This is a genomic window from Streptomyces albireticuli, from assembly GCF_002192455.1.
Taxonomy (GTDB): domain Bacteria; phylum Actinomycetota; class Actinomycetes; order Streptomycetales; family Streptomycetaceae; genus Streptomyces; species Streptomyces albireticuli_B.
In genome coordinates this window covers 643,348-666,368 of record NZ_CP021744.1, presented here as the reverse complement: position 1 = coordinate 666,368, position 23,021 = coordinate 643,348, and the positions used below count along the sequence as shown (strand labels likewise).

Below are 23,021 nucleotides of genomic sequence, written 5' to 3'. Positions count from 1 at the left end.
TCCGACCGGGATGTCGAACTACGGATGCGTTAACGACGGCGGGGGCGGGCGGGTTTTCCCCGGTCCACCCCTTCCCGAACCGGGACTCCGGCCCTCAATCGCCGGACGGGTCGAAAATCGGCCCGTCCGGCGATTGAGGACACCGCGCGGTAGCGAGGCAGGGGGTCCGGGGATCTCCCCGATTTCGGGAAGGGGCGGGGCTCGGGAAGGGGCGGGGCCGGGGAAAAACCCGCCCGGCACCCTACGGGCGCATACCGCTCACCCGAGCGATCGCATCGACCTCGCACCGGTCCCGCTCCCGCCCGTCCCCCTCCGCGGCCTCCCCGATCCCCCCACCGACAACCACCCGCATCCCATGCGGTCCGAGATAGCCGGCCAACTTCTTCAGCACCCGCCCGAACTCCGGCGTGAACAGCTCCTTCTCGCGCGCGCTGAACGGAAGGTCCACGCCGGTGTCACGGTGCACGATCGCCTCGTTGAGCCCCTGGAGGATCCGCAGCAGGAGGGCGTACGACTCAGGGTCGAGGCTCGTGTGGAGCTCCGCCATGCAGAGCGCGAGCTGCCTGGTGCGCTCCAGGAAGTTCTGGTCGTTCATGCGGCCATCGTCGCGAAGTCCTCCTGCCACGGGGGGAGCTTTTGCGATGTTCGTGGCGCGGACGATGTGAAGAATGGATTCAGCCTATGGTTTTACCTTGCGGATTCACCGATCCGAGGGAACGGCCGTACCGTCGCCGAGGGCGTTGCGCCGGCCGGGCCCGTGGCATCCACCTTCGAACACAGGCGAGTTGACGGCCCGGCATGTGCCGGAGGCATGTCGCGGCCAAGAGAAATGCCTCCTTCCGCTCCCTATCCGGCAAGTGTTGCGCTTTGCTAAAGTGTCTGCCGAGATCCTGCCGAGCGCAGCCGGGGGGCGCCGAAGATGGGCCGCGAGAGCTTATGACCGACTGCTCGCCCACATAGGCGCCTACAAGCCTCCCTCTGCACGGTAATTGGCGAAACCTGCACGGAAATCGGGCTGGGCGCGGTGTAATCCGAAAGTGCCCCGGCCCTGCACGGGCCGACTGCGGGGACGCGCATGAGAACTCTTCGGGCGGTCCGCGAGTCTCCTCTCGCATTGCGATTGCTATTCATCAATCAGTTCGGGGTGGACATCGGCTTCTATCTCCTGATCCCCTTTCTGGCGTCCTATCTGGGGCACGACCTCGGCCTGTCAGCGGCCTTGGTCGGACTGGTACTCAGCGTGCGGAACCTCAGCCAGCAGGGCCTGTTCGTCGTCGGCGGCAGCGCGGCCGACCGCTTCGGCGCCCGCCTGGTGATCCTCGCCGGCTGCGCCCTGCGCACCGCGGCGTTCGCCCTCCTCGCCTTCGGCGACTGCCACACCCTGCTGCTCACCGCCTCAGTGCTCTGCGGCCTCGCGGGCGCGCTCTTCTACCCGGCCGTGCGCACCTACGTCGCCCATGAGTCGGGTGACCGCGCCGCCGAGGTGTTCGCGCTGCTCAACGTCTTCTCCACCAGCGGCTCGCTGGTCGGCCTGCTGCTCGGGGGCCTGCTGCTCCTCACCGACTTCCGGCCCTGGGCGCTGGCCGGGGCCGTCGTCTTCACCGCGCTGACCGTCGCCCAGGCGATCGCGCTCCCGCCGCGCGGGGCCTCCGGCGCCCGCGAGAGGGTGCTCGGAGGCTGGCGCGAGTGCCTCGGCAACCGCCGCTTCCTGTGTTTCTGCGCCGCCACCGGCAGCCTGTTCATCCTGGAGAACCAGCTCTACGTCCTGCTCCCGGAAGGCGCCCGCAAGGTGTCCGGCTGGAGCGGATCGGCGAGCGTGCTCCTGGCGTCCGGGGCCCTGGCCACCCTGCTCTTCCAGTTCCGGATCACCCGGACCCTGGAGCGGCGCGGGGGCGGTGCCCGCTGGGTGGCCTCCGGGATCGCCTTGATGGGCCTCGGCTTCGTACCGCCCCTGCTGATCTGCGACGCGGCGCCGCCGGAGGACGGCACGGCGGTCCCCGGCCTGCTGGTGATGACGGGAGGCTCGCTGCTGCTCTACTTCGGCGGCATGGTCGCCTACCCGTCGGTCATGGAACTCGTCCCGCGCTTCGGGCGCGCCCGGCTGACCGGCACGTACTTCGGGCTCTTCTCCGTGCTCTCGGGGGCGACGGCCGCCCTCGGCAACGTCGTCGTCGGCTGGGCCATGGACCTCGGCGACCGCACCCGGCGCCCGTGGCTGCCCTGGCTGACCTGCCTGCTCCTCGGCCTCGCCTCGGCGGCGGCCGTGGCCTGGCTGCACCGGGCCCACGCGCTGCCCGTCCGCCCCGCCGCGGCCGTGCGGCGGGGCGACGGCGCGCGGGCCACCGGCACGGTACGGCTCCCCGGCCAGACGCCCGCCCCGGACGACGTGCCGGAGAGCCCGCCGCGCTGAGCACCCGCGTGCGGCGGCCCGGGTCCGGCCCGGGTCCGTCTTGCGCCGCCCGCCCGGCCGCTGCAAGGTCGAGGCATCGAGCATGAGGAGGGACACCCATGCCCATCGCCACGGTGAACCCGGCGACCGGTGAGACGCTGAAGACCTACCAGGAGCTGGCACCGGAGGAGATCGAGTACTGCCTGGCCACCGCGGCCGCGGCGTTCCGGCACTACCGCACCACCGGCTTCCCCGAACGGGCCCGGCTCCTCGGGCTCGCCGCCGACCTCCTGGACCACGACCGGGAGACCGCCGCCCGCCTCATGACGACGGAGATGGGCAAGCCCCTGGCCGCCGCCCGCGCCGAGGCCGCCAAGTGCGCGAAGGCCATGCGCTGGTACGCCGGGCACGCCGAGGAACTGCTGGCCGACGAGCACCCCGACGCCGCCGAGGTCGAGGACTCCGGCGCCGTCCGCGCCCGGGTGCGCTACCGCCCGCTGGGCGTGGTCCTCGCCGTCATGCCGTGGAACTTCCCGCTCTGGCAGGTCGTCCGCTTCGCCGCGCCCGCGCTGATGGCGGGCAACGTCGGTCTGCTCAAGCACGCCTCGAACGTGCCGCAGACCGCGCTCTTCCTGGAGGACCTGCTGCGCCGGGCCGGCTTCCCCGACGGGTGCTTCCAGACCCTGCTCGTCGGCTCCCGGGCCGTCGAGGGGATCCTGCGCGACCGGCGGGTCGCCGCCGCCACGCTCACCGGCAGTGAACCGGCCGGCCGCGCGGTCGCCGCGGTCGCCGCGGACGAGGTCAAGAAGACGGTCCTGGAGCTGGGCGGCAGCGACCCGTACGTGGTGCTGCCCTCCGCCGACATCGACCGGGCCGCGCGCACCGCCGTGACCGCCCGGGTGCAGAACAACGGGCAGTCCTGCATCGCCGCCAAGCGCTTCATCGTGCACGCCGACGTCTACGACGCCTTCGCCGAGCGGTTCACGGCCGGGATGGCGGCCCTGACCGTCGGTGACCCGATGGCCGAGTCGACCGACGTCGGACCGCTGGCCAGCGAACAGGGCCGCGCCGACCTGGAGGAGCTCGTCGACGACGCCGTGGGCCGGGGCGCGACCGCCCTGTGCGGCGGGCGGCGGCCCAAGGAGCTCCCCAAGGGCTGGTTCTACGAGCCGACCGTCCTCGCCGGGGTCACCCACGAGATGCGCATCCACCACGAGGAGGCCTTCGGCCCGGTCGCCACGCTGTACCGGGCGCGGGACCTGGACGAGGCCGTGGAGCTGGCCAACGACACCCCCTTCGGCCTCAGCTCGAACGTCTGGACGCGGGACGAGGCCGAGCAGGACCGGTTCGTCCGGGACATCGAGGCGGGCGGCGTCTTCTTCAACGGCATGACGGCGTCGCACCCCGCGCTGCCGTTCGGCGGCGTGAAGCGCTCGGGGTACGGGCGGGAGCTGTCGGGGCACGGGATCCGCGAGTTCTGCAACATCACGACGGTGTGGCACGGGGCGGAGCCGGACGGCGGGTGACGGGGCGGCGGCCGCGCGTCCGGCCCGCGTCCGGACCGTATCCGGGTGACGCGTGGATACTTCGCGGGAACGCGGGCACCCGGTCGCACATGGTCCGGATCGGTGGCGCGCGGCAGGAACCGTACCTGGACCGGGCGGCCCGTGAACTCCTGTCGGCGCCGCGCGAGCTGTGCGGTTGCGGGCCTCTCGGGGTGGCTGCAAGGTGGGTTCCGGAATATCCCGTTCCATCTCCCTCAACGGCCGGTCCCGACGACCGGTCCCGAACGGAAGGACGACCGTCATGGGTAAGGGCAAGGCGAAGGCGAAGCAGATGAAGGGTCAGGTCAAGGAGACCGCCGGGCGGGCCATGGACGACAAGCGGATGGAGGCCGAGGGACGCGGCGAGAAGGTCGTGGGCAAGGCCCAGGAAGCCGCGGAGAAGGCCAAGAAGAACTTCAAGCACTGAACGGGCGCGGGCGCCGGAAGGTGAGGATCGACGACGATGCCCCGAGGGTCCAGTCCCAAGCGTGAGCGGCAGTACGAGCACATCAAGGAGAGCGCCGAGGAGCGCGGCGAGAGCACCGAGCGGGCCAAGGAGATCGCCGCCCGTACGGTGAACAAGGAACGCGCGCGCTCCGGTGAGTCCCGCACCGCGAGCAAGAGCTCCACCCAGGACATGTCGTCCTCCAAGCGCGGCGGACAGCGCTCGCACAGCGGAGCCCAGGGGCCCACCTACGACCAGCTGTACGCGGAGGCACAGCGCCGTAACGTGGACGGCCGCTCGTCCATGAACAAGGCCCAGCTCAAGCGCGCGCTCGGGCGCTGACCAAGGCCCACAGGGGCAGCGCGAACCAGCACAGCGCGAACCACCCGCCGACCCCGGCGACGATCCACGTCGCGGCGGCGTCGCGCAGCGCGACCCGCAGGACGAGCAGCAGCGCCGCCATGACGGTGCCCAGCAGCAGGAGCAGTCCGACCAGCGTCAGGGCCGAGGCCCAGGCGACGGTCTGCGGCTTGAGGCGGCGGCCGGTGAGCAGACGGTGGATCGACACCGGCCCGATGAGCGCCGCGGTCGTCGCGGCGCCCAGGATCACCGTCGCGGTGTAGATGTCCTTGTCCACGGCCGGCAGCGTGGCGAAGCGCGGCGTGAAGACGGCCATGAACAGGAAACCCAGCAGGATCTGGACCCCCGTCTGGGCGACCCGCACCTCCTGCAACAACTCCGCCCACCGCCGGTCGGCCCGCTCCTCCGGCGACTCGTCCCGCCCGGACCCCGTGCTCACGTCACCCCGGCACGGGGTCCGCGGCGTGCGGTGACGTCCAAGGCGGCTCGATTCGACGGGGTGGATGATGGCGGCCGACGAGGGTGGATGGTACTCGGGGTGAGGGTGTGGCTCCGGGTAACACGCTTGGGTGCGGCGGGGCTCCGGCTCGAAGCCCGGTCCTCACCGCGCGGAGCGCCGAAAGGGGGCCCGGGGGCGAAGCCCCCGGTTACGGGTAGGGGAACACCGCCCCGTCCCTGGGCACGCTCCCCGCCCCCGAGCCGACGACCTATGACCCGTTCGGCCCAACTGACGGTGGGCCGAACGGGGTAGGTGAAGGGGGCGGGCAGCCGGTCCGGTTCGGTGGTTCGGATCATCGTTCCGGCCAGCCGGTGTGGACGTTCGAGCCACCGCCCGGGCATCGCGAACGCGCCATGTGCGGGGGGCGACATGACCACACCCACACCGATCCGTCTGTTGCGGAGCACCGACCTGCTGGACCTCACGTTCGGGTTCCCCGGGCTGCGGTTCGCCGACGGCCTGGGGCCCAGACGGCTGGTCCGCGCGGATCCGTCGGCCGACGGGCTGCTCGTCGTCACCTTCGGGCCGCAGCACGTCCTGGAGCGGGCCTTCGACGAGGAGAGGCCGGCCGAACCCCGGGACCGGCCCGTCGACTCGATCGTCAGCGGCAGGAGCGTGCTCGTCTTCGAGGTCGGCCCGCAGGACTCCATCGACTACAGCGAGACCGGCCTGCTCGGCGCCATGCGGCGGCTGCGGCTCCGCGTCGTCGACGCCGCCCGCGAGCCCGAGACCCCGGCCGTCACCTCCATCCGGCTGCCCGAGAGCGACGGCCCGGAGGACGGCACCGACGACGTGGCCCGCGCCTTCGCGCTCGTACGCCTGCTGCGCACCACCGCCGAACTCACCGCCCGCTACGGCCTGGAGACCACCCTCGCCGCCGCCGCGGCCGCCGGCGCCGTGATCGAGACCAGCGGACCGGACGACGCCGCCCCCGACACGGCCCCCGCGGGCCCGCAGGACCCGCTGGCCGACCCCGCCCACCCCCGCACCGGCATCGAACTGCCCTACCGGCTCTTCCTGTCACCCACCCAGAAGGCCCACTGGAACCACCGCGGGGCGATCGACGACCCCGCACCGGGCGAGCGCGTCGAGCTCTGGCACACCCGCACCGACGGCCGCACCGCCCGCGCCGTCTGGAACCGCGACCGGGACCCCGAGCCCGTACCGCCACCCCCGCCGCCACCCACCTTCCCGGCCTCGGTCTCACCGGCCCAGCGGACGAACCTCGTCGACCTCACCTCGGGCGAGGGCCTGCGCACACCCGACGGGAAGCCCTACGTACCCACGCCCGTCGCGGTCGGCAACCTCATGCTGTCGGCCGTCGGAGGCTGGCTCGACAGCCTCGGCACCTGGCCCGTCCGGCCCGCGGGCGTCACCCTCTCCGAGTGGCGGCACCGCGCGTCGATGGGCCGCGACCACTACGTACGCCTGATGTTCTCGGGCCGTCTGTGCCCCTTCGGCCACCGCGCCGACCTGGTCCTGGTCACCGAACGGAAGTTCACCGACCCGCGCGCCGCCTTCCTCCTCCAGCGGCTGTTCATCGTCGTCCGCCAGCCGGTACGGACGTACGAGCCCGGACGCCCCCTCCCCGCCGACCCGGCGGACCCCACCAGCGACCTGACGAACGTCCTCTTCCCCTTCACCAGCGTGCGCCTCGACACCCTCGTGACACCGAACCTCAGCAACCGGCCGGACAACCCCGGGGACTGCGACTTCATCCCCGCCACCGCGGCCGAGAGCCCCTTCCGGTTCAAGGTCACCGCTGTCGACCACGGCAACCGCACCGTCGAGTTCCGCACCCCCCTCCTCTTCCTCACCGAGAACCGCGCCACGGGAACCGCCCTCGCCGACGTCGTCAGGCGGTACAACCTCCTGTCACCCCTGCCGCAGGCGGCCGACGCCCCCGCCGACCCGCCCGCCGAGACCAGCGCCGCCCTCCTCGGCCAGTCCGTGGCGCTCGCGCCCAGCCTCGGCCCCGACGACACCAGCCTCGACGTCGCCCACATGGTCTGGGGCGTGGCCGCGCCACCCGGCCTGGCCGAGCAGGACCCGGCCCGGCCGCGGCCGGGCGACGCCCACTTCCTCCCGCAGCTGCGCTGGGCGGCCGCCACCGTGCCCGCCGTCAGCCGGCTCGGCGGCGGCGACACCACGGTCGCCGTCGCCTACGCCAAGCGTTACGCCCTCTCCGGCTTCCGGAAGGCCGCCGAGGGCGCCCGCCCCGGCAACGCCGGCGAGGTCTTCCTCGGCCTGCTCCCGCAGAACCCCCTGAAGATGGACTTCCAGGGTCATTCCGACCGCTCCGGCGGCCTCGTGGCCCCCAGCTTCGACGTGGCCGGCCTCTCCCGCACGACCGGGCCCGTCTCCGGCACCGGCGCCGACGCCCTGGAGAAGATCGCCAACGGGGAGTTCCACCCGGACGACTTCTTCCGGGCCCTCGACGCCAACCTGCTCGGCGTCGTCCCCCTGGCCCAGCTCGTCAAGGCCGCCAAGCTCGACGAGGCCCTCAAGGTCCCCCGGTTCCTCACCGAGACCATCAGCGCCGTCACCGGATTCCTGTCCGACCTCCGCCGCGTCCGCGACCAGATCCAGCGCGAGGCCGGCCGCTACCCACCCGCCGCGCGGCGCGTCGTGGACACCGCGCAGGCCCTGGTCAAGACCGTCACCGACTTCCTCGCCCAGCGCCTGGCGGGGCATACCGAACCGCTCACCATGCGCCACGTCGACGAGGCCTTCGACGCCTTCGCCGCGGCCCTCACCGAGCTCTTCGACGCGCTGCCCGCCGACGCGGACGCCGGCGTCCGGGCGCTCCTCGTCCGCGTCCGGGAACAGGTCGCCACCTGGAACAACGGCGCCGGGCGGATCCTCTCCCTGCGCCAGGCCGTCGAGAAGGCCGCGGACGGCGCCAAGCTCCCCGAGACGGTCAACGCCCGGCTGGAGTGGAACCCCGGCATCCAGCCCTGGGGCCCGGGCAGCACCCCCGTCTTCGTACCGCACCCGGTCAACGGCCGCTTCTCCCTCGTCGTCGACCTCCGCGGCTCGCTCCGCCCCGACCTCGCCTCGGGCGCGGACATCACCTGCACCCTGGAGGAGTTCAAGCTCGTCCTCGTACCCGGCTTCGACGCCATGGAGCTGGAGTTCACGCGCATCCGCTTCACCGCCCGCGCCGGGAAGAAACCCGACATCGAGGTGGTCTTCCGGGGCGTCAAGTTCACCGGTCCACTGGCCTTCGTCGAGACGCTGCGCCGGCTCATCCCGATCGACGGCTTCAGCGACCCGCCCGGCATCCAGGTCACCCCCAGCGGCATCGTCGCCTCGTACGGGCTGCCCCTGCCCAGCCTCGCCATCGGCGTGTTCAGCCTGGAGAACCTGCGCCTGGACGCCTCCCTCGACCTGCCGTTCGTCGGCAAGGCCCTGGAGGTCCGCTTCTCCTTCTGCACCCGCCAGGCACCCTTCCGGCTGACCGTCTCCATGCTCGGCGGCGGCGGCTTCTTCGGCATCGTCGTGACCCCGAAGCGGGTGGCCGTCCTGGAGGCGGCGCTGGAGTTCGGGGCCGCGCTGTCGATGAACCTCGGCGTCGCCTCCGGGAGCCTGTCGGTGATGGCCGGCATCTACTTCCGGCTGGAGATCGAATCCGGTGAATCCCGGCTCACCGGCTACTTCCGCGCCCGGGGCGAGGTCGACGTCCTCGGCATCATCTCCGCCTCCATCGAGCTCTACCTCGAACTGACCTGGGACTTCGGCACCCACACCGTCTTCGGCCGGGCCCGGATCACGATCAGCGTCCACATCGGCTTCTGGTCGCAGTCCGTCACGATCGAGTGCGAGAAGCGGTTCGTGGGCTCCGGCCCCACCACCGTCGCCGCAGTCGGGGGACCCGCCGCGGACGCCGTCCGGCCCCCCACCTTCGCCGAGATGATGGCGCCCTACACCGACCCCGCCACCGGCACCCGGCGCGACCCCGTCGACGAGTACTGCACCGCCTTCGCGGAAGTGAGCTGAGCCATGCCCGAGACGATCCGGTGGACCGTCCTGCCCGACGGGGTCACCGCCGACGGCAAACTCCGGCTGACCGTGCTGGTCAGCCCCCGCCTGACCGGGGGCACGACCCTCGGCGCCTTCCCCGGCTTCGTGGACTGGCCGCGGACCCTGGCCGGCTACGTACCGGCCCTCCAGGTGGAGTTCAGGCCGCCGGCGGGCGCGAGCACCACCCTGCCCACCACCGCACAGGCCGGCCGCTTCCCGCCACCCGCCAGCACCGTCTGGAAGACCCTCTTCACCCCCACCACCGAAGTGCGCGGCCCCACCTCCGCCACGGCCGCGGCCCTCGCCCGGGGCGTGCCGCCGACCCTGCGCTCGTTCCCCGGCCAGGCGGTGCACCAGCAGATCGACGCGCTGTACGAGACGGCCGTGACGACGACGGCGTTCCACCGGGCCTTTCCGGGGGGCGGGTCGAACGGCAACGGGGGGTCGAACGGTGACGGTGGTGCGCACAGTGACGGTGGAGCGAACGGTGACGGCGGATCGCATGGTGATGGTGGTACGCACGGCAGCGGTGGTGCGCACGGTGACGGCGGGTCCCACAGCACCGGTGGGATGAACGGCACCGGTGGGACGAACAACGCCGGTGACGCGAACGGCACCGGCGGTCCGAAGGCCGACGGCCCGGCAGCCGGCGACCCGCACGGCGAGGACACAACCGGGACCCCGGATCCCGCCACACCCTCCGCCACGTCCCCCGAAGCCCCACCCGCCCCGCCCAGCTGGGACCACCCCGCGCTCGACGACCTCCTCACCCCCCTCACCGACCCCATCAGGACCCTCGCCAAAGCCGTCGGCAAGAGCTACCCCCGCCTCGACGACCTCATCGCGGGGCGGACCGGCGGCGGCATCCCCGCCGCCGAGAACCCCTTCCGCCCCAAGCACATGAGGCGCGACGAGGAGCCCTACCTGCGCGGCGGCCCCATGCTCTACTTCGCCGAGCTCTACCGCTTCTACGACCGCCCCGCCGCACCCCCGACCCCTGGCACCCCGGACGCACCGCCCGCCCCTCCCGAGCGCCCGGACCTCGACTTCCACGGCGCCTGCGCGCTCCTCGCCGACTACCCCGAGCTGCTCCGCCGCTTCGGCCTCGCCGTCGACCTGCTCGTCACCCCGCCACCCGGCACGCTCGACCAATGGCAGGCGCGCGTCGTCTTCACCGCCGCCCAGGGCCACCTCAACACCGACGAGAGCCTGCGGCCGTGGACGAAGCTGCGCCACGTCGCCGGTCAGCGCTTCGAGCCCTACGCGGACGACGACGGCACGTACGGCCGCCGCACCCTGGCGCTCGGCACCGCGGATGTGCGCGTCACCGACCTCGACGTGGACGGCGCGGCGATCAAGTTCGTCGAGTTCGCCCGCGTCATCGAGCAGGCCCTCGCCGGGATCACCGACCCCGAAGGGTCCACCGCGCCGGACACCACCGCGCCGCCCGCCCTGCACGGCGCCGGCCTCACCGTCCTCCGCGAGGCCCAGGACGCCGCGCTCGCCCGCCAGATGGAGGACGACGCCCGGCACGTGGCCGGAGTCGACGCCGGCGGCGCGCCGCTGGCCGCCGCCGTCCTGGACGCCTCCCACCTGCTCCGCGGCTACCGCGTCGACGTGGGGCTCGTCGACGAGGCCACCGGCAGCGTCACCGCGTGGCGCCCGCTCTGCGCCCGTACCGGCACGTACACCGTCAGACGGGCCGGTCAGCCGCCGGTCGCCCTCGCGGTCGGCCCCGACGAGGGCCACGTCAAGGCGAGCACCGTCACCGAGGACAAGCTCAAGTCCGACGAGCTCTACGTGCACCAGGCGCTCTTCGGCTGGCACGGCTGGTCCCTGGTCGCCCCGCCGCCGGGCCTGACCATCGGCGCCGACAACCGGCCCCAGGTCCCCGACCCCGAGATCGACCCCGACTTCCCGCTGGACACCAAGTTCCGGCCCACCCCCGGCACCCTGCCGCCCCTGCGCTACGGGCGGACGTACCGGCTGCGCGCCCGCCTGGTCGACCTCGCCGGGAACAGCCTCGGACCGGCGGCGCCGACCGCCGACGCACGGGCCACGGCGCCGGTGACGTACGGCCGATGGGAGCCGGTGCCGCCCCCGGCGCTCGTACCGAAGTGGCCCTTCCTGGAGGGCGAGTCGGAACCCCGCATGGTGATCCGCTCGACCGTCGACGACGACGGCGAGCCGATGACCCCGGACGCCTGGGCGCGCGACCGGAACGGCAAGGTCCCCGACCACGAGAGGGAATCGCCCGTCGACGGCCTCGACCGGCGCTACCGCGCCTTCGACGAACGGCACCTGTCACCGCCGAAGAGCTCGCTCCAGATGGCCGAGCAGCACGGCGCGTACGACAACGTCTTCGGACCCGGCAAACCCGACAGCGTGCGCCGCCGCTTCTTCGCCGCCGCGCGCCGCGAGGCCGGCAGCTACCTCGACACCGTGGTGCGCCTCGCGGAGAACCCCGACCTCACCCACGACCTCAAGGCCTTCGGCCAGATCCGCGTCGCCAAGCACAATGTGCGGGACACCGAACCCCTCACGGAGCTTCCCGTCCCCCGCGGCGCCGGCCTGAGGCCGGGGGAGTACGTCCTGCACACCGCGGACCAGCTGCTGCTGCCCTACCTGCCCGACGTCCTGGCGCGCGGCGTGTCCCTGCGCGGGCTTCCCGGCGCCGACCCCAACCAGACGTACGACTTCCCCGGACCCTGGCCGCAGGCGAAACCGCTCCGGCTGAAGATCGTGGAAGGGGAGGGCCCACCCCGGTGGGGCGGACCGTTCAACCGCGAGCTGACCGTCTTCCTGCCCAAGGCCGAGTTCGCGACCGTCCGGGTGAGCTGCCACCTCGCCCCCGCCGACCTCGAACTCTTCCGCAACTGGCAGCTGCTCACCTCCTCCAAGCTGTGGAACGACCCGGTCACCGGGCTGCCGCAGCAGAAGAAGGAGGAGCTGACGGCCGCCTCCGCCGACGGCGAGAACTGGATGCTCACCCCCTGGGCCGAGCTCACCCTGGTGCACGCCGTGGAGAAGCCCCTGGAGTCGCCCAAACTGGGGGAACTCCGCTTCGTCCGAGCCGCGGAGGACACCTTCGCCGGGCTCCGCGGCGAGGTGCGCTCGCACTCCCGCAGCACGGGCCAGGTCGACATCGACGCCACCTGGACCGAGTGGTCCGACGACGTCCTGGAACCGGCACCGGCCCGCGTCACCGGTCACGCGCACGTCGGCGCGATCACCGTGGGGCGGGGGCAGGACAGCCTCCCCCTGCGCGACGTCCGGCACGAGTTCCGCGACACCCGGCACCGCAACGTCACCTACACCCCCACCGCCACCACCCGCTTCCGCGAGTACTTCCACCCCGTGCTCACCGCGCAGCCCGCGCTGATCACCCGCAAGGGCCCGGACAGCACGGGGGAGACGGGCCTGGGCTGGCCCGTACTCAGCTCACGGCGGCCCGAACCGCCGCTGGTGCGCCACCTCGTGCCCACCTTCCGCTGGGAGCGGTCCGTCGACCACACCGCGCACCGCGTCACCCGGGTCCGCCGCCACGCGGGCCTCCGCGTCTACCTGGACCGCCCCTGGTTCTCCTCCGGCGACGACGAACTCCTCGCCGTCGTCCTCGACCCGGGCCGCACCACCGACCCCAAGCTGCCCGACGAGATGGTCAGCCTGTGCGGCAACGACCCCGTCTGGTCCGACACGACCGTGCTGCCCCGGCTCACCGCCGAGATGTTCCCGGGCGCGAAGCTCACGGCCGCGGACGTGGTCACGGCGGAGACGGTCGCCGGCACGACCGCGGCGGTGAAGGTCGTGGCCTACGAGCCGGCCTTCGACGAGCGGCAGCGGCTGTGGTTCTGCGACATCGACGTGGACCTCGGCGCCGGCCCCACCGCCACGGCCTACTTCCCATACCTCCGGCTGGCCCTCGCCCGCTACCAGCCGTACTCCGTCGCCCCGCTCCACCTCTCCAAGATCGTCACGGCGGAGTTCGCCCAGCTGATGCCCGACCGCGAGATCGCCGCCGCCATGACGACCGACGGCCGGATCCACCTCGACCTCTCCGGCCCGGCCGCCCTCGACGCCGTCGGCAGGCGCGTCGGCCCCGGCCTGCCGGGCATGGCGGCGAGCCGCAGGATCGTCGCCTCGGTGCAGAGCCGCGGCCTGACCTCGGGGGAGCTGGACTGGGTGACCACCGACTCCGTCGTCGAGCTCACCTGCGTCGCGCGCGGCCCCGGCTTCGCCTGGACCGGCGACCTCACCCCGCCCCCGCCGCGCCTGCCCCAGCTGTCCCGCTACCGGATGCTCGTCGAGGAGTACGAGACGTACCTGACCGACCCGGCCACGGCGACCGGGACGGTGACGGCGGGCGGCACCGCCCTGCCGGTGAACCGGAGGCTGATCCACGCGGACTACTTCGGGCTGGCGACGACGCTGCTGGGAAAGATCGTGCTGGAGGAGTGAGGCGCTCGACCGTATGGCCTGTCCGTACGGTCAGGCCGTACGGACAGGCCATACGGGCGGGTCAGCGCCCCCAGCGCAGCCCGGCGGTCTGCACCGGCGCGTCCCACAGCCGCAGCAGCTCCTCGTCCACCTGGCACAGCGTCACCGAGGCCCCGGCCATGTCGAGGGAGGTCACGTAGTTGCCCACGAGCGTCCGGGCGACAGGGATCCCGCGCTCCCGCAGCACTCGGTGCACCTCGGACGTGAACCCGTACAGCTCCAGCAGCGGCGTCCCGCCCGCGCCGTTCACCAGGGCCAGCACCGGACCGGTGGGCCTCAGGTCGGACAGGACCGCGTCGACGGCGTAGTCCGCGATCTCGCCGGACGTCATCATCGCCCGCCGCTCCCGGCCGGGCTCACCGTGGATGCCGACGCCCAGCTCCAGCTCCCCGGCGGGCAGATCGAAGGTCGGGCTGCCCTTCGCGGGCGTCGTGCAGGCGGCGAGCGCGACACCGAAGCTGCGCGACGACTCGTTCACCCGCCGGGCGAGGGCCTCCACCCGCTCCAGGGGCGCGCCCTCCTCGGCCGCGGCCCCGGCGATCTTCTCCACGAAGAGGGTGGCGCCGGTGCCCCGGCGGCCCGCCGTGTACAGGCTGTCGGTCACGGCCACGTCGTCGTTGACGAGCACACTGGCGATCTGGATGCCCTCGTCCTCGGCCAGCTCGGCGGCCATGTTGAAGTTGAGGACGTCACCGGTGTAGTTCTTCACGATGAAGAGCACCCCCTTACCGCTGTCGACCGCGGCGGCGGCACGCACCATCTGATCGGGCACGGGCGAGGTGAACACCTCCCCGGGACAGGCCGCGTCCAGCATCCCGGCCCCCACGAACCCCCCGTGCAACGGCTCATGCCCCGACCCACCCCCGGACACCAGCCCCACCTTCCCCGCCACCGGCGCGTCCCGCCGCACCACGACCCGCCCCTCGACATCGACGGTCAGCTCGGGATGGGCGACGGCCATGCCCCGGAGGGCGTCGGCGACGGCGGTCTCGGGGACGTTGATCAACATTTTCATGCGGGTCTCCTCGGGTGTTGGGAGGGCGGGGCGCTGACCTGCATTTCAGCAGGTCAGTAGCGGTGTGGGCGGTAGTTGGCCTGCGCGTGCTCCGGCGGCCTGCGGCGTGTTCCGACGGTACTGATGACGGCCAAATGCCGACATGCCTGATGGTGCGTCAATTTGTCGGCTGAGATGCTGGACCTGGGAACAGTATCGATATCGGCGCTGGACGTGGGAGCGATGGCGGGATGGGTTGGTAGCCGCGTCGATGCCCCCTTCGCGCAGCTAAGCGGGCCAGGCCCATCCTCGATGTCCTCGACATGGCCTCATGGCGACGCGACCGGGCCGACACCCCGGCCGGCCCCGGGCTGGTTCATCATCTGGACGCGGGCAGTCAATGCCCGCCAGTCCGCCGCCACAATCCGCACCCACGACAATGTTCACGAGAGTCGACGGCGCGGGCCTTCCGTGTGGGTCCGGTCGTCGCCGGTGGGGGTGGCCCGTAGGCGTGAGCCGGAGAAGCCCGGATGCCGGGGTTGAAACTGCCGCTGCGGCAGCTTCTACCGTTCTGAACCGGGCCGGAGAGACCGGCCCGGTGGAACGATTCGTGAGGGAGACGGCGATGGCGTGGCCGACCGCGGAGGTCGCCCGGATGTCGGGCGTGACGGCCCGGACGCTGCGGCACTACGACGAGGTCGGCGTGCTGCCACCGGCGTGGATCGGCGCCAACGGGCACCGCTACTACGAGGACCGGCAGCTCCTGCGACTGCAACAGATCCTGGTGCTGCGGGAACTGGGCGTGGGACTGCCCGAGATCGGCCGGATCCTGGCCGAGCAGGTCGACGAGCTGGAGGCCCTGCGCGGGCACCGCGGCCGGCTGCTCGCCGAGCGGGACCGCCTCGACGCCCTGGTCCGGACCGTCTCCCGCACGATCGCCGAACTGGAGCAGTCCAGGAAGGACGGTAACCCCATGACCAGCATCAACCGACCGGAGAACCTGTTCGAGGGCGTCCGGCCCGCCGTGTACGAGGAGAGTATGCGCGATTTCCCCGAGCTGGCCGAGGACAACCGGCGGCGCCTCTCGGCGATGAGCGAGGCCGAGGTCGACGCGGCGCACCGCCAACGGACCGCGCAGATGATTCGTCTGGCCGAGCTCATGGCCGCTGACCTGCCCGCCGACGCAGACCAGGTGCAGGCCGAGGTCGACGACCAGTACCGGGCACTGACCGAGCAGCGTGCCGTCTCCGCCGAGGAGTTCCAGGCGCTCGGACGCTCTTGCGTGGACAACGAGCCGTGGCACGCGGCCTACGAGGCGATCGCGCCGGGCCTGGCCGCCTATCAGCGCGACGCCATCGAGGCGTACGCCATGACCCGGCTGAGCTGAGCCGAATCCTGGGTACTGAGGCCGGTGCCTTGCAGAACGCCGGCGCCTCAAGAGCCGGCCCCCGTCAGGAAGCCTGTTGCGGCAGCCTGAGCCAGGCTTCGGTGTGTCTGCTCAAGGTGGGAGCGAGGTTGTGCATGAGGGTGACCGGCCGGGCCGCGTGGTGGAGGACACGGCCGACCGCTGCCCCCGGAGATGCCGGCCGACGCCCTTCGCCTGTCAGGCGGCTCTCCGCCTCGCCACCATCCTGATCCGGGTCCGCGGCTGACCGCGCAGGCGGACCCCAGAGGCGTTCTACTTACCACTCGCCTCCGCGAGGGTGTGGGCGACAAGGGCATTGGCATGGCCGTGCCCCAGGCCGTGTTCGGTCTTGAGCCAGCTGACCAGCTCCATGTGCTTGGTCAGGGGGGAAGCATGGATGAGGCCCTTCCATTCGGCTATCGACCGGCCGTACTTCTTCTCGATCGACGGAAAGTAGCTGGCTGGGCCCTTCACGGTTTCAGTCATGGCCGCAGCATGCCACCCACCACTGACAACGCGGCCTGCCGCCGCATGCTCTGGTCGAGCACGGACGCGGTGGCCCCGGGTGGGTGGAGCGCGGATGCGGTGGAGGGCGCGGTAACCACCCTGGAGGTTCTCGCCCGGTGTGCTCGCACAGCGGGACCCCGGGAGTGCGGAGATCCTCGCCGTCGTCCTGACGGCGGTCACCGCGCTGCGCGAGCACGCCGGCGCACGAGGAAACCTGCCTGGACAACTCGGATGAGCCTTCCAATGTATAGCCACCAGCGGGGACGGCAACCAGATCGTCTGCTCCGAGCGAAAGATCGCGGGCGGGGGCGGATGGCCCGCTCTCGACCGGTAATCACGGGTTCACGTTGAGGGTCCTCCTTCAGGTCCGCTCCTGAAGGAGGATCTCGCTCAAGCCGGTGGTCGCTCCGGAGTGGTAGGCATGTCGAAAGCCGAAGGCCGGGATGTCGCAGGCTCTCTCGACGGCAACGCCTATGGGGCGAGGTCTCGTGGCTGTTGCTGGGTGGAGAAGGCGTGTCGCCAGTGCTCGACGGACCGGAGCAGATCGTGGCCGACGTGTTCGAGGACTTCGCCCATGCCTTTCAGCCGGGCGCCGGCGGGTGTGTCGGCGCCGAGGACGCCCGCGCCGTCGCAGGCGGTCTCGGCGAGGACGGCTGCCAGCTGGGCGCTGATCAGCATGGCCCGGTACCACACGTCTTCATCGATGACGTACCGGTCGCGCCGCTGTGACGCGTCGCGCTCGCGCCGGATCATCTCCTGCCCTTCGAGGTAACCGACAGCTTTGGAGATCGATGCCGGGCTGACGCGCAGCCGCTGGACGAGGTCGGCGGCGGTGATGTTTCCCGAGTCGGTGGTGTACAGGCAGGCGAGCACGCCGGCCGCCATTCGCGGTAGGCCCATGTCGACCAGGAGCCGCGTGAGCCGCTCGTCGTAGTCGCGTACCGCTTCCTCGTCCCGCCCGTAGGCGGCGACGGCGGTGGCGGCCGCCGGGGTGCACGCACCGGAGCGTCTGCCTCGCCGGGCACGCAGCCCGGTCGCGTGGTGCGCACGGTCCGCGCGGTACTCGACCGGACCGCCGTTGCGCATCACTTCCCTGGTGACGGTCGACGTCGGCCGGTCCAGTCGTTTGGCGATATCCGCGTACGAGAGCCCGTCGGCCAGTCCAGCCGCGATGCGCCGGCGGTCCTGCTGCGTGAGCCTGCTTCCCGGCATGGGTGATCACCTCGTGAGGTCCGGAGCCGGGACCAGTGTGCGTTCGACACCAGCTCGTTGCAACAGTGCCTCGACTCCTTTTGCATTAACCGTCATAGCCGTTGCAACAGTTTCTCCGAGCCGACCTGCCGGTTCGCGCGAACTCCCTATTTCCTTCATTGACGTCGGAGTGAATGCGAAATAGTTTCTCTGCATGGCGAAGGCCGCACAGGGTCTACGGGCATCTGCACGGGGGACCGTAAGACCAGCACAGTCCGAGGTCTTTCATGGAAGTCCTCGGTGCGGCCTTCGCCAGCCGGGGCCGCCGTTCTTCAGTTCACCGCGGACGACGGGGGCGGCGCCGAGGCGGGTTCCGGATCCGCGGGTGAGCTGTCGATCGGTGGCGCGGATACGGATGGTGTCGTCGTCTTTCGTGAACGGCTGGAGGCACGGAACGGGAAACTGTGTCCGATGGGGGACAGGAGGAGGAAGAGGCCTGCCCACATGGCGAAGGCGAAACTCCACAAGCCCATCAGGACGGCGATGCCCAAGTGGAATGCGATACCCGGCGGGAGCAGCGCCCATCGTCTGCGCTGCGGCATCAGGAGCGCCGCGGCCAGGGCGAGCTCCAGGGCGACGGGCAGCCAGGTCAGGGCGGCGATGCCCACGGGGGAGTAGACGACCGGGTCGGTCAGGGGGCGCAGCCACACGGGGAAGCCGAAGGAGGAGTTGTTCGCCCAGTAGTACATGGCGCTGCCGTCGGCCCATTCGGTGTGCGGGAGTTTGGCCACGCTCGCCTGGAAGTAGAGGAAGGCCATCTGGAGGCGGGCGACGGTCCACGCGCTGGTGCCGAGGAGAGCCCAGCCTCGGGTGGCGCGGGTGGACGGCGCGTCGGCGGTGGGGGCTTCGGGCGTCTGCCAGTGCCAGCGCCGTCCGTCGCCGAGTGCTACAGGCGCCAGCAGCAGGGACAGGATCCAGGTGATCTGGTCGCCGCCGTCGCCGATGGCGATGCCGGAGAAGACGCTGAAGCTGATGTAGGCGTGCGGCAGGGCGGTGAGTCGCGGCCGCCAGCCGGACGCGACGACCAGCAGGACCGCCACGGACAGCCACCGGAGCACGTCGAACTGCCCCCGGGGTACGAGGCAGAACGCCCCGCCGGCGGTCATGCCCTGGCACAGCGGGTATTCGCCGATCGTCACGACGGGCCGGAAGAGGGTGGCTGTGCTGCTGAAGGCCAGGGTGCCCGCCGTGCCGAGGGCGAGCAGGGTGCGGGCGAGCCCGTAGGCGTTGCCCCAGGGCAGCGGGACGCTGCGGGCGCGGGTCAGCACGTGACGTCCAGGGTGAGGAAGCGCTCGGGCGTCGTGCGCTCGTCGACGAGGTCGCGCCAGGCCCAGGGGACGGGCTTCTCCTGGACGAGCGCGACACGGCCGCAGACCGTCGGTTCGGGCGAGGGATTCTCGACCTTCCGCGCGGGCCGGGCGCCGGCCAGGCAGTCGGCGAGGTCCTCCTCGCACTCCTGCCAGTCCTTCTTCTCGGCCAGGTTGAGCAGGAGGGAGATCTCGATGCCCTGGGAGCGGGACGCGCGGTCGAGGCCGAAGGCGTTGCGGGGGCTGGAGTGCGGAGTGAGGGCCAAGGAGGTCCAGTCGCCGCTCACGGCCTGCCGATAGGGCAGGACCTCCACGTCCCGGGGCGACTTGGTGAAGAACGCCCAGCCTTGCGGGGCGACGTCGGCGACGGTGGAGCGGGCCTGCTTCTGGCCCGGCAAGGAGAGCACGTTCTTGGGTACGTGGACCTGCGCCACGTAGAGGATCGCCAGGCTCCAGACGGCGACAAGGGCGAGTACCGAGCGCCCGGAGACCTGTACCCGGCGCGGTGAGACCCCGTGCGTGGCTCTGCGGAAGTAATTGCGGACCCCTGCGGTCCCTTGGGGGCGTATCACGTCGTCATCCCGGTCGTGGGTGGTCTGGGTGCGGGCCGGGCGGCCGGCGTGGCCCGGCCCACGGGAGGTGCTGTTCCGCCGCGCCTGGGTCAGGCGGCCTTAAGGATCTTCGTCACGGTGGCGACGGCCTCGTCGTGGCCGAGGGCGGTGTCGTCGCCCTGGGGCGCCACGCTCCAGAACCAGTTCTTGGCCTTGACGAAGTTGGCGCCGACCGCGACGGTCACGGTGACCGCGGCGGCAGCGGCCGTCACCGCCGCGGCGACGTGCACGACCGCACCGGCGACGGCGACGAGCGTGCCGCACATCTGGCCGTTCCGGACCGGCTGTGCCGAGTCCTTGGCGCTGGTCTTCTCGGCTATCGACAGCAGCTTGGTCTGGGCGTCGTTGACGGCGGACTCGACCTTGCGCGGGTCACCGCTGCGGACCTTCCTGTAGAAACCGGCGAAGAAGCCGGGGTACTTGGCCTCGATGGCGTCGGTGACCGCTTGGGCGACGCGCGCGGAGTCCTTGGCGTCGGCCTTGGCGAGCTCCTTGCGCATCTCGCTGAACATCGGGCTCTTGGCGAGGTCGGCGCCGACCTCGCCCTGGCCGAAGAACAGGCCGTTGAAGACGGCCTTGCCGTCCTCGGTCGCGTTCGGTCCCGGCTCGGCGGGCGCGGCCTTGCCGGTCTTCGCGTGGTCGGCGGCGCTCGGCGCGGCGGCGGCCGTGACGCCGGTGAAGCAGACCGCGGCGGCCGTCAGGACGCCGACGATGCCGGCGGTGCGCCGTTTCATCTTCATGGGAGTTCCCCCTCGACTGTGGTGTGGCGGTCCCGCGGACAGTCGAACGGTCGCTGTCCGCGAGACACATGATCATCGGCGAGGAACTTTTCCATTACCCGGAGGACAAGGTCACCGGCCGTCGAGGGTTTCTTATGTGTTCTTGATGCCGGGAATCGGCGCCCTTTGTACGGAAGTTCAGGTTCCGTCGGTGAGGGACGTTCTGACGAGGGTGAGGAGCTCGTCATCGCTCAGCCCGAGCGCGCGGGCGTCGGCGGCCAGCCGACGGGCCTGCACGACGAGCAGGGCCCGTCCGGAGGACGATCCTCCGGTGACGACCGCCCCCCTGCCCCGACGCAGCTCGATCAGCCCCTCTTCGCGCAGCCGCTGGTAACCACGCAGTACCGTGTGCATGTTGACGCCCAGCGACTCGGCGACCTCGCGGGCGGAAGGCAGGCGCTCACCGGTGCGTACGGAGCCGTCGGCGATGGCGCCACGGACGCCGGCGGCGATCTGGTCGCCGAGTGAGAGCGGCAAGGAGTGGTCGACGCGAAAGAGCATGGTCACCCTCCGGCGGGAGTCCGGCGTTCACGGTCGGCCAGGGTGTTGAGCAGCGCCGCCGCGGTGGCGGCGTCGTCGACGGTGACGACGAACTCGCTGCCTGTGGTCAGCCGTGCGGAGAGGGCGTCACCGGAGCGCAGCACGATGCCGCTGGCCCCGGGCCGGGCCCGGTAGCCCCAGCCGCCGAAATCACGGATGGGGTTGACGGGGCGGTGGCCGGCTTCGGCGATGCGCTCCAACGGGACATTGAGACGAGGCCAGGAGGCGAAGGTGGGCGTGACGGTGATGCCACGCCGGTCGGCGGTGACGCGCGCTCCGGTCAGCAGGGCCAGGGGCGCACCGGTGATCAGCAGGGGCAGGGCGGGCAGCCATCCGGTGGTGATCCCCACCACGAGGCCGGCGGCCAGCACGAGGGCGCCGGTGACCGGCAGCACGCGGGATCCGGTGGCGCGGGACCAGACGGCCGTCTCGGAATCGCCGAGGGAGAGGCGCGAGGCGCCGGCCGAGGGGCCCGAGGCGGTCTCGGTCTCCTGAACCCGGCCGCAGATCACCCACCCCAGTGCCGCGTAGACTGCCGCGGCTCCGAAGGCGAGCGCGGCTTGGAGGCCGGGCAAGGTGACCGAAGCGGCGTCGCGGGCATCGGCGTTGGCCAGCAGCACGGCGGTGACCAGCCATCCGGTCAGCACGGCGACGGCGCCGCCGATGACCGCGAGCACCCGCTGAGCGCCGGGGTTCGTCCGTATCCAGTGGACGAGTCCCCCGAAGAGCACCGCGTCACCGAGCAGCACGGTCAGCGTGACGGCGAGGAACGCCCCTTGCCCCGAGAAGCCGTCGGCTTCCCCGCCCGGGCCTATGTGGGTGGCCATCCGCGCAGGCAGGCGGTCGTGCAGGGAGAGGAAGACCGAGAGGACGACGACGACCGCCAGGAGGGACGGTGCGACGGTGACCAGGGAGCGGTGTGCGGTGACGGGCAGGTGCCGGGTTCGCGGCATGACAACACCTCCATTTGTTCGCATAGTAATAGAACAAGTGTGGCTGGGGAAGGTGTTCATGGGCTTCTGCGGGTGCGGCCCGTTCGGGGGAGCCGACGCCGTCGTACGCGGTCCCGATGGCCGGGTTCGTCAGGATCGGAGGGGGCGTCACCGACGCAGGGGTGGTTACCTGGCGGGGCTCCGGGCGGCCCGGCTCTGCTGCCACTGCTCCGTGACCTGTCGGAGGGACTCGCTCACGAGGAGGAGGAATTCGGTGGTCGACTCGAAGCGGGTACCCGCGGGGGTCGCGGCCCCGAGAATCTCGGTCGCGTGCTGCGACGCGGCCGCCAGGGCGTCGTTCATCTGGAGAGACGCACGCAGGGACCGGAGCCAGATGTCGTCGTCGATGACATAGCGTTCGCGGCGTGTGCCAGGAATTCGTTCCCGACTGAGCAGCCCCTGCTGTTCGAGGTAGGTGATGGCGTGCGAGACGGACGCGGGGCTGACGCCAAGCCGCTGGACCAGGTCGGCGGCGGTGAGGGTGCCGGAGTCGGTGAGGGCCAGGCAGGCCAGCACCCTGGCCATCATCCGGGGCAGCCCCTGCTGTTCGAGGAGGGCGGTGAAGAAATGGGTGAAGTCCTGGACCGCTTGAGGATCACGCCCATGGCCGCTGTCGGGGACCGGCGGCGCCGGCGGCTGAGCCTGCTTGCGCCGGCGGGCACGATGCTGTGTGGCCCTGTGTGCCCGGTCCGCTCCGTAGCCGTAGGGGCCACCGTTCCGGGTGACCTCCCGCATGATGGTCGAGGCGGGGCGCCTCAGGCGTCGGCCGATCTCTGTGTATCCGAGCCCCTCGGCCAGCCCCGTCGCGATGTGCTGACGCTCCTCATGCGTGAGTCTGCCGCCAGGCATCGGCGCTCGTCTCCTCGTTGTCGACGTGC

The 23,021-nt window shown here is 71.8% G+C and carries 18 protein-coding genes; 7 read left to right on the top strand and 11 right to left on the bottom strand.

The window, feature by feature from the left end; translation table 11 throughout:
- Window positions 1–241: 241 nt before the first annotated feature.
- The gene (locus tag SMD11_RS02880) at window positions 242–595 is read right to left on the bottom strand and encodes a hypothetical protein (RefSeq protein WP_087924905.1); all 354 of its coding nucleotides are present in this window, start codon (window positions 593–595) and stop codon (window positions 242–244) included.
- 480 nt (window positions 596–1,075) lie between these two features.
- Between SMD11_RS02880 and SMD11_RS02875 the strand changes: the two genes are divergently transcribed.
- From SMD11_RS02875 to SMD11_RS02860, 4 genes are all read left to right on the top strand, one after another.
- On the top strand, window positions 1,076–2,410 hold the full coding sequence (locus SMD11_RS02875; RefSeq protein WP_087924904.1) for an MFS transporter: 1,335 nt from the start codon (window positions 1,076–1,078) through the stop codon (window positions 2,408–2,410).
- Window positions 2,411–2,508: 98 nt separating this feature from the next.
- Window positions 2,509–3,915 carry an NADP-dependent succinic semialdehyde dehydrogenase gene (locus tag SMD11_RS02870; RefSeq protein ID WP_087924903.1) on the top strand — a complete coding sequence of 469 codons (1,407 nt, stop codon included), beginning with the start codon at window positions 2,509–2,511 and terminating at the stop codon, window positions 3,913–3,915.
- A 280-nt stretch (window positions 3,916–4,195) separates the two neighbouring features.
- Entirely contained in the window at window positions 4,196–4,360 is a 165-nt protein-coding gene (locus tag SMD11_RS02865) for a CsbD family protein (protein ID WP_087924902.1), read from the top strand.
- A 36-nt stretch (window positions 4,361–4,396) separates the two neighbouring features.
- Window positions 4,397–4,720: a plasmid stabilization protein gene (locus SMD11_RS02860; protein ID WP_087924901.1), complete on the top strand. Its 324-nt coding sequence runs from the start codon at window positions 4,397–4,399 to the stop codon at window positions 4,718–4,720.
- Here the strand turns inward: SMD11_RS02860 and SMD11_RS02855 are convergent.
- Window positions 4,698–5,177, bottom strand: a complete 480-nt coding sequence (locus SMD11_RS02855; protein ID WP_087924900.1) for a DUF6328 family protein — start codon at window positions 5,175–5,177, stop codon at window positions 4,698–4,700. The genes SMD11_RS02860 and SMD11_RS02855 overlap by 23 nt on opposite strands.
- Before the next feature lie 429 nt (window positions 5,178–5,606).
- Here SMD11_RS02855 and SMD11_RS02850 point away from each other — a divergent pair, with 429 nt between their 5' ends.
- Together SMD11_RS02850 and SMD11_RS02845 are read left to right on the top strand one after the other, a co-directional pair.
- A complete protein-coding gene (locus SMD11_RS02850; RefSeq protein ID WP_087924899.1) occupies window positions 5,607–9,236 on the top strand; it encodes a hypothetical protein in 3,630 nt (1,209 codons plus the stop codon).
- Between the two features lie 3 nt (window positions 9,237–9,239).
- Window positions 9,240–13,718 (top strand): hypothetical protein, encoded by a 4,479-nt coding sequence (locus SMD11_RS02845; RefSeq protein WP_087924898.1) that lies wholly within the window; start codon window positions 9,240–9,242, stop codon window positions 13,716–13,718.
- A 61-nt stretch (window positions 13,719–13,779) separates the two neighbouring features.
- Here SMD11_RS02845 and dhaK read toward each other — a convergent pair whose 3' ends face one another.
- Window positions 13,780–14,772: a dihydroxyacetone kinase subunit DhaK gene (dhaK, locus tag SMD11_RS02840; RefSeq protein WP_087924897.1), complete on the bottom strand. Its 993-nt coding sequence runs from the start codon at window positions 14,770–14,772 to the stop codon at window positions 13,780–13,782.
- Between the two features lie 604 nt (window positions 14,773–15,376).
- Here dhaK and SMD11_RS02835 point away from each other — a divergent pair.
- Window positions 15,377–16,138, top strand: a complete 762-nt coding sequence (locus tag SMD11_RS02835; protein ID WP_087924896.1) for a MerR family transcriptional regulator — start codon at window positions 15,377–15,379, stop codon at window positions 16,136–16,138.
- 291 nt (window positions 16,139–16,429) lie between these two features.
- On the opposite strand, the gene SMD11_RS02830 is transcribed toward SMD11_RS02835, so the two are convergent.
- The 8 genes from SMD11_RS02830 to SMD11_RS02795 form a co-directional block, all read right to left on the bottom strand.
- Window positions 16,430–16,642, bottom strand: coding sequence for a DUF4287 domain-containing protein (locus SMD11_RS02830; RefSeq protein ID WP_087924895.1), 213 nt, complete (start codon window positions 16,640–16,642; stop codon window positions 16,430–16,432).
- A gap of 492 nt (window positions 16,643–17,134) precedes the next feature.
- Entirely contained in the window at window positions 17,135–17,875 is a 741-nt protein-coding gene (locus SMD11_RS02825) for a GbsR/MarR family transcriptional regulator (RefSeq protein ID WP_087924894.1), read from the bottom strand.
- Between the two features lie 311 nt (window positions 17,876–18,186).
- Window positions 18,187–19,182 carry a sporulation-delaying protein SdpB family protein gene (locus tag SMD11_RS02820; RefSeq protein WP_087924893.1) on the bottom strand — a complete coding sequence of 332 codons (996 nt, stop codon included), beginning with the start codon at window positions 19,180–19,182 and terminating at the stop codon, window positions 18,187–18,189.
- A complete protein-coding gene (locus SMD11_RS02815; protein WP_234365864.1) occupies window positions 19,176–19,793 on the bottom strand; it encodes an SdpA family antimicrobial peptide system protein in 618 nt (205 codons plus the stop codon). Before SMD11_RS02815 ends, SMD11_RS02820 begins: the two co-directional genes overlap by 7 nt.
- A gap of 89 nt (window positions 19,794–19,882) precedes the next feature.
- Entirely contained in the window at window positions 19,883–20,572 is a 690-nt protein-coding gene (locus SMD11_RS02810) for a sporulation delaying protein family toxin (RefSeq protein WP_087924892.1), read from the bottom strand.
- A gap of 177 nt (window positions 20,573–20,749) precedes the next feature.
- Complete coding sequence (locus tag SMD11_RS02805; protein ID WP_087924891.1) at window positions 20,750–21,112, bottom strand: GntR family transcriptional regulator; 363 nt, start codon at window positions 21,110–21,112, stop codon at window positions 20,750–20,752.
- Between the two features lie 2 nt (window positions 21,113–21,114).
- On the bottom strand, window positions 21,115–22,104 hold the full coding sequence (locus SMD11_RS02800) for a hypothetical protein (RefSeq protein ID WP_087924890.1): 990 nt from the start codon (window positions 22,102–22,104) through the stop codon (window positions 21,115–21,117).
- A 165-nt stretch (window positions 22,105–22,269) separates the two neighbouring features.
- Window positions 22,270–22,992: a GbsR/MarR family transcriptional regulator gene (locus SMD11_RS02795; protein ID WP_087924889.1), complete on the bottom strand. Its 723-nt coding sequence runs from the start codon at window positions 22,990–22,992 to the stop codon at window positions 22,270–22,272.
- Window positions 22,993–23,021 lie beyond the last annotated feature (29 nt).

Bases quoted from the DNA above. Each gene is read 5' to 3' on its own strand.
- SMD11_RS02880 (WP_087924905.1), bottom strand. From the start codon at position 595: ATGAACGACCAGAACTTCCTGGAGCGCACCAGGCAGCTCGCGCTCTGC.
- SMD11_RS02875 (WP_087924904.1), top strand. From the start codon at position 1,076: ATGAGAACTCTTCGGGCGGTCCGCGAGTCTCCTCTCGCATTGCGATTG.
- SMD11_RS02870 (WP_087924903.1), top strand. From the start codon at position 2,509: ATGCCCATCGCCACGGTGAACCCGGCGACCGGTGAGACGCTGAAGACC.
- SMD11_RS02865 (WP_087924902.1), top strand. From the start codon at position 4,196: ATGGGTAAGGGCAAGGCGAAGGCGAAGCAGATGAAGGGTCAGGTCAAG.
- SMD11_RS02860 (WP_087924901.1), top strand. From the start codon at position 4,397: ATGCCCCGAGGGTCCAGTCCCAAGCGTGAGCGGCAGTACGAGCACATC.
- SMD11_RS02850 (WP_087924899.1), top strand. From the start codon at position 5,607: ATGACCACACCCACACCGATCCGTCTGTTGCGGAGCACCGACCTGCTG.
- SMD11_RS02845 (WP_087924898.1), top strand. From the start codon at position 9,240: ATGCCCGAGACGATCCGGTGGACCGTCCTGCCCGACGGGGTCACCGCC.
- dhaK (WP_087924897.1), bottom strand. From the start codon at position 14,772: ATGAAAATGTTGATCAACGTCCCCGAGACCGCCGTCGCCGACGCCCTC.
- SMD11_RS02835 (WP_087924896.1), top strand. From the start codon at position 15,377: ATGGCGTGGCCGACCGCGGAGGTCGCCCGGATGTCGGGCGTGACGGCC.
- SMD11_RS02830 (WP_087924895.1), bottom strand. From the start codon at position 16,642: ATGACTGAAACCGTGAAGGGCCCAGCCAGCTACTTTCCGTCGATCGAG.
- SMD11_RS02825 (WP_087924894.1), bottom strand. From the start codon at position 17,875: ATGCCGGGAAGCAGGCTCACGCAGCAGGACCGCCGGCGCATCGCGGCT.
- SMD11_RS02810 (WP_087924892.1), bottom strand. From the start codon at position 20,572: ATGAAGATGAAACGGCGCACCGCCGGCATCGTCGGCGTCCTGACGGCC.
- SMD11_RS02805 (WP_087924891.1), bottom strand. From the start codon at position 21,112: ATGCTCTTTCGCGTCGACCACTCCTTGCCGCTCTCACTCGGCGACCAG.
- SMD11_RS02800 (WP_087924890.1), bottom strand. From the start codon at position 22,104: ATGCCGCGAACCCGGCACCTGCCCGTCACCGCACACCGCTCCCTGGTC.
- SMD11_RS02795 (WP_087924889.1), bottom strand. From the start codon at position 22,992: ATGCCTGGCGGCAGACTCACGCATGAGGAGCGTCAGCACATCGCGACG.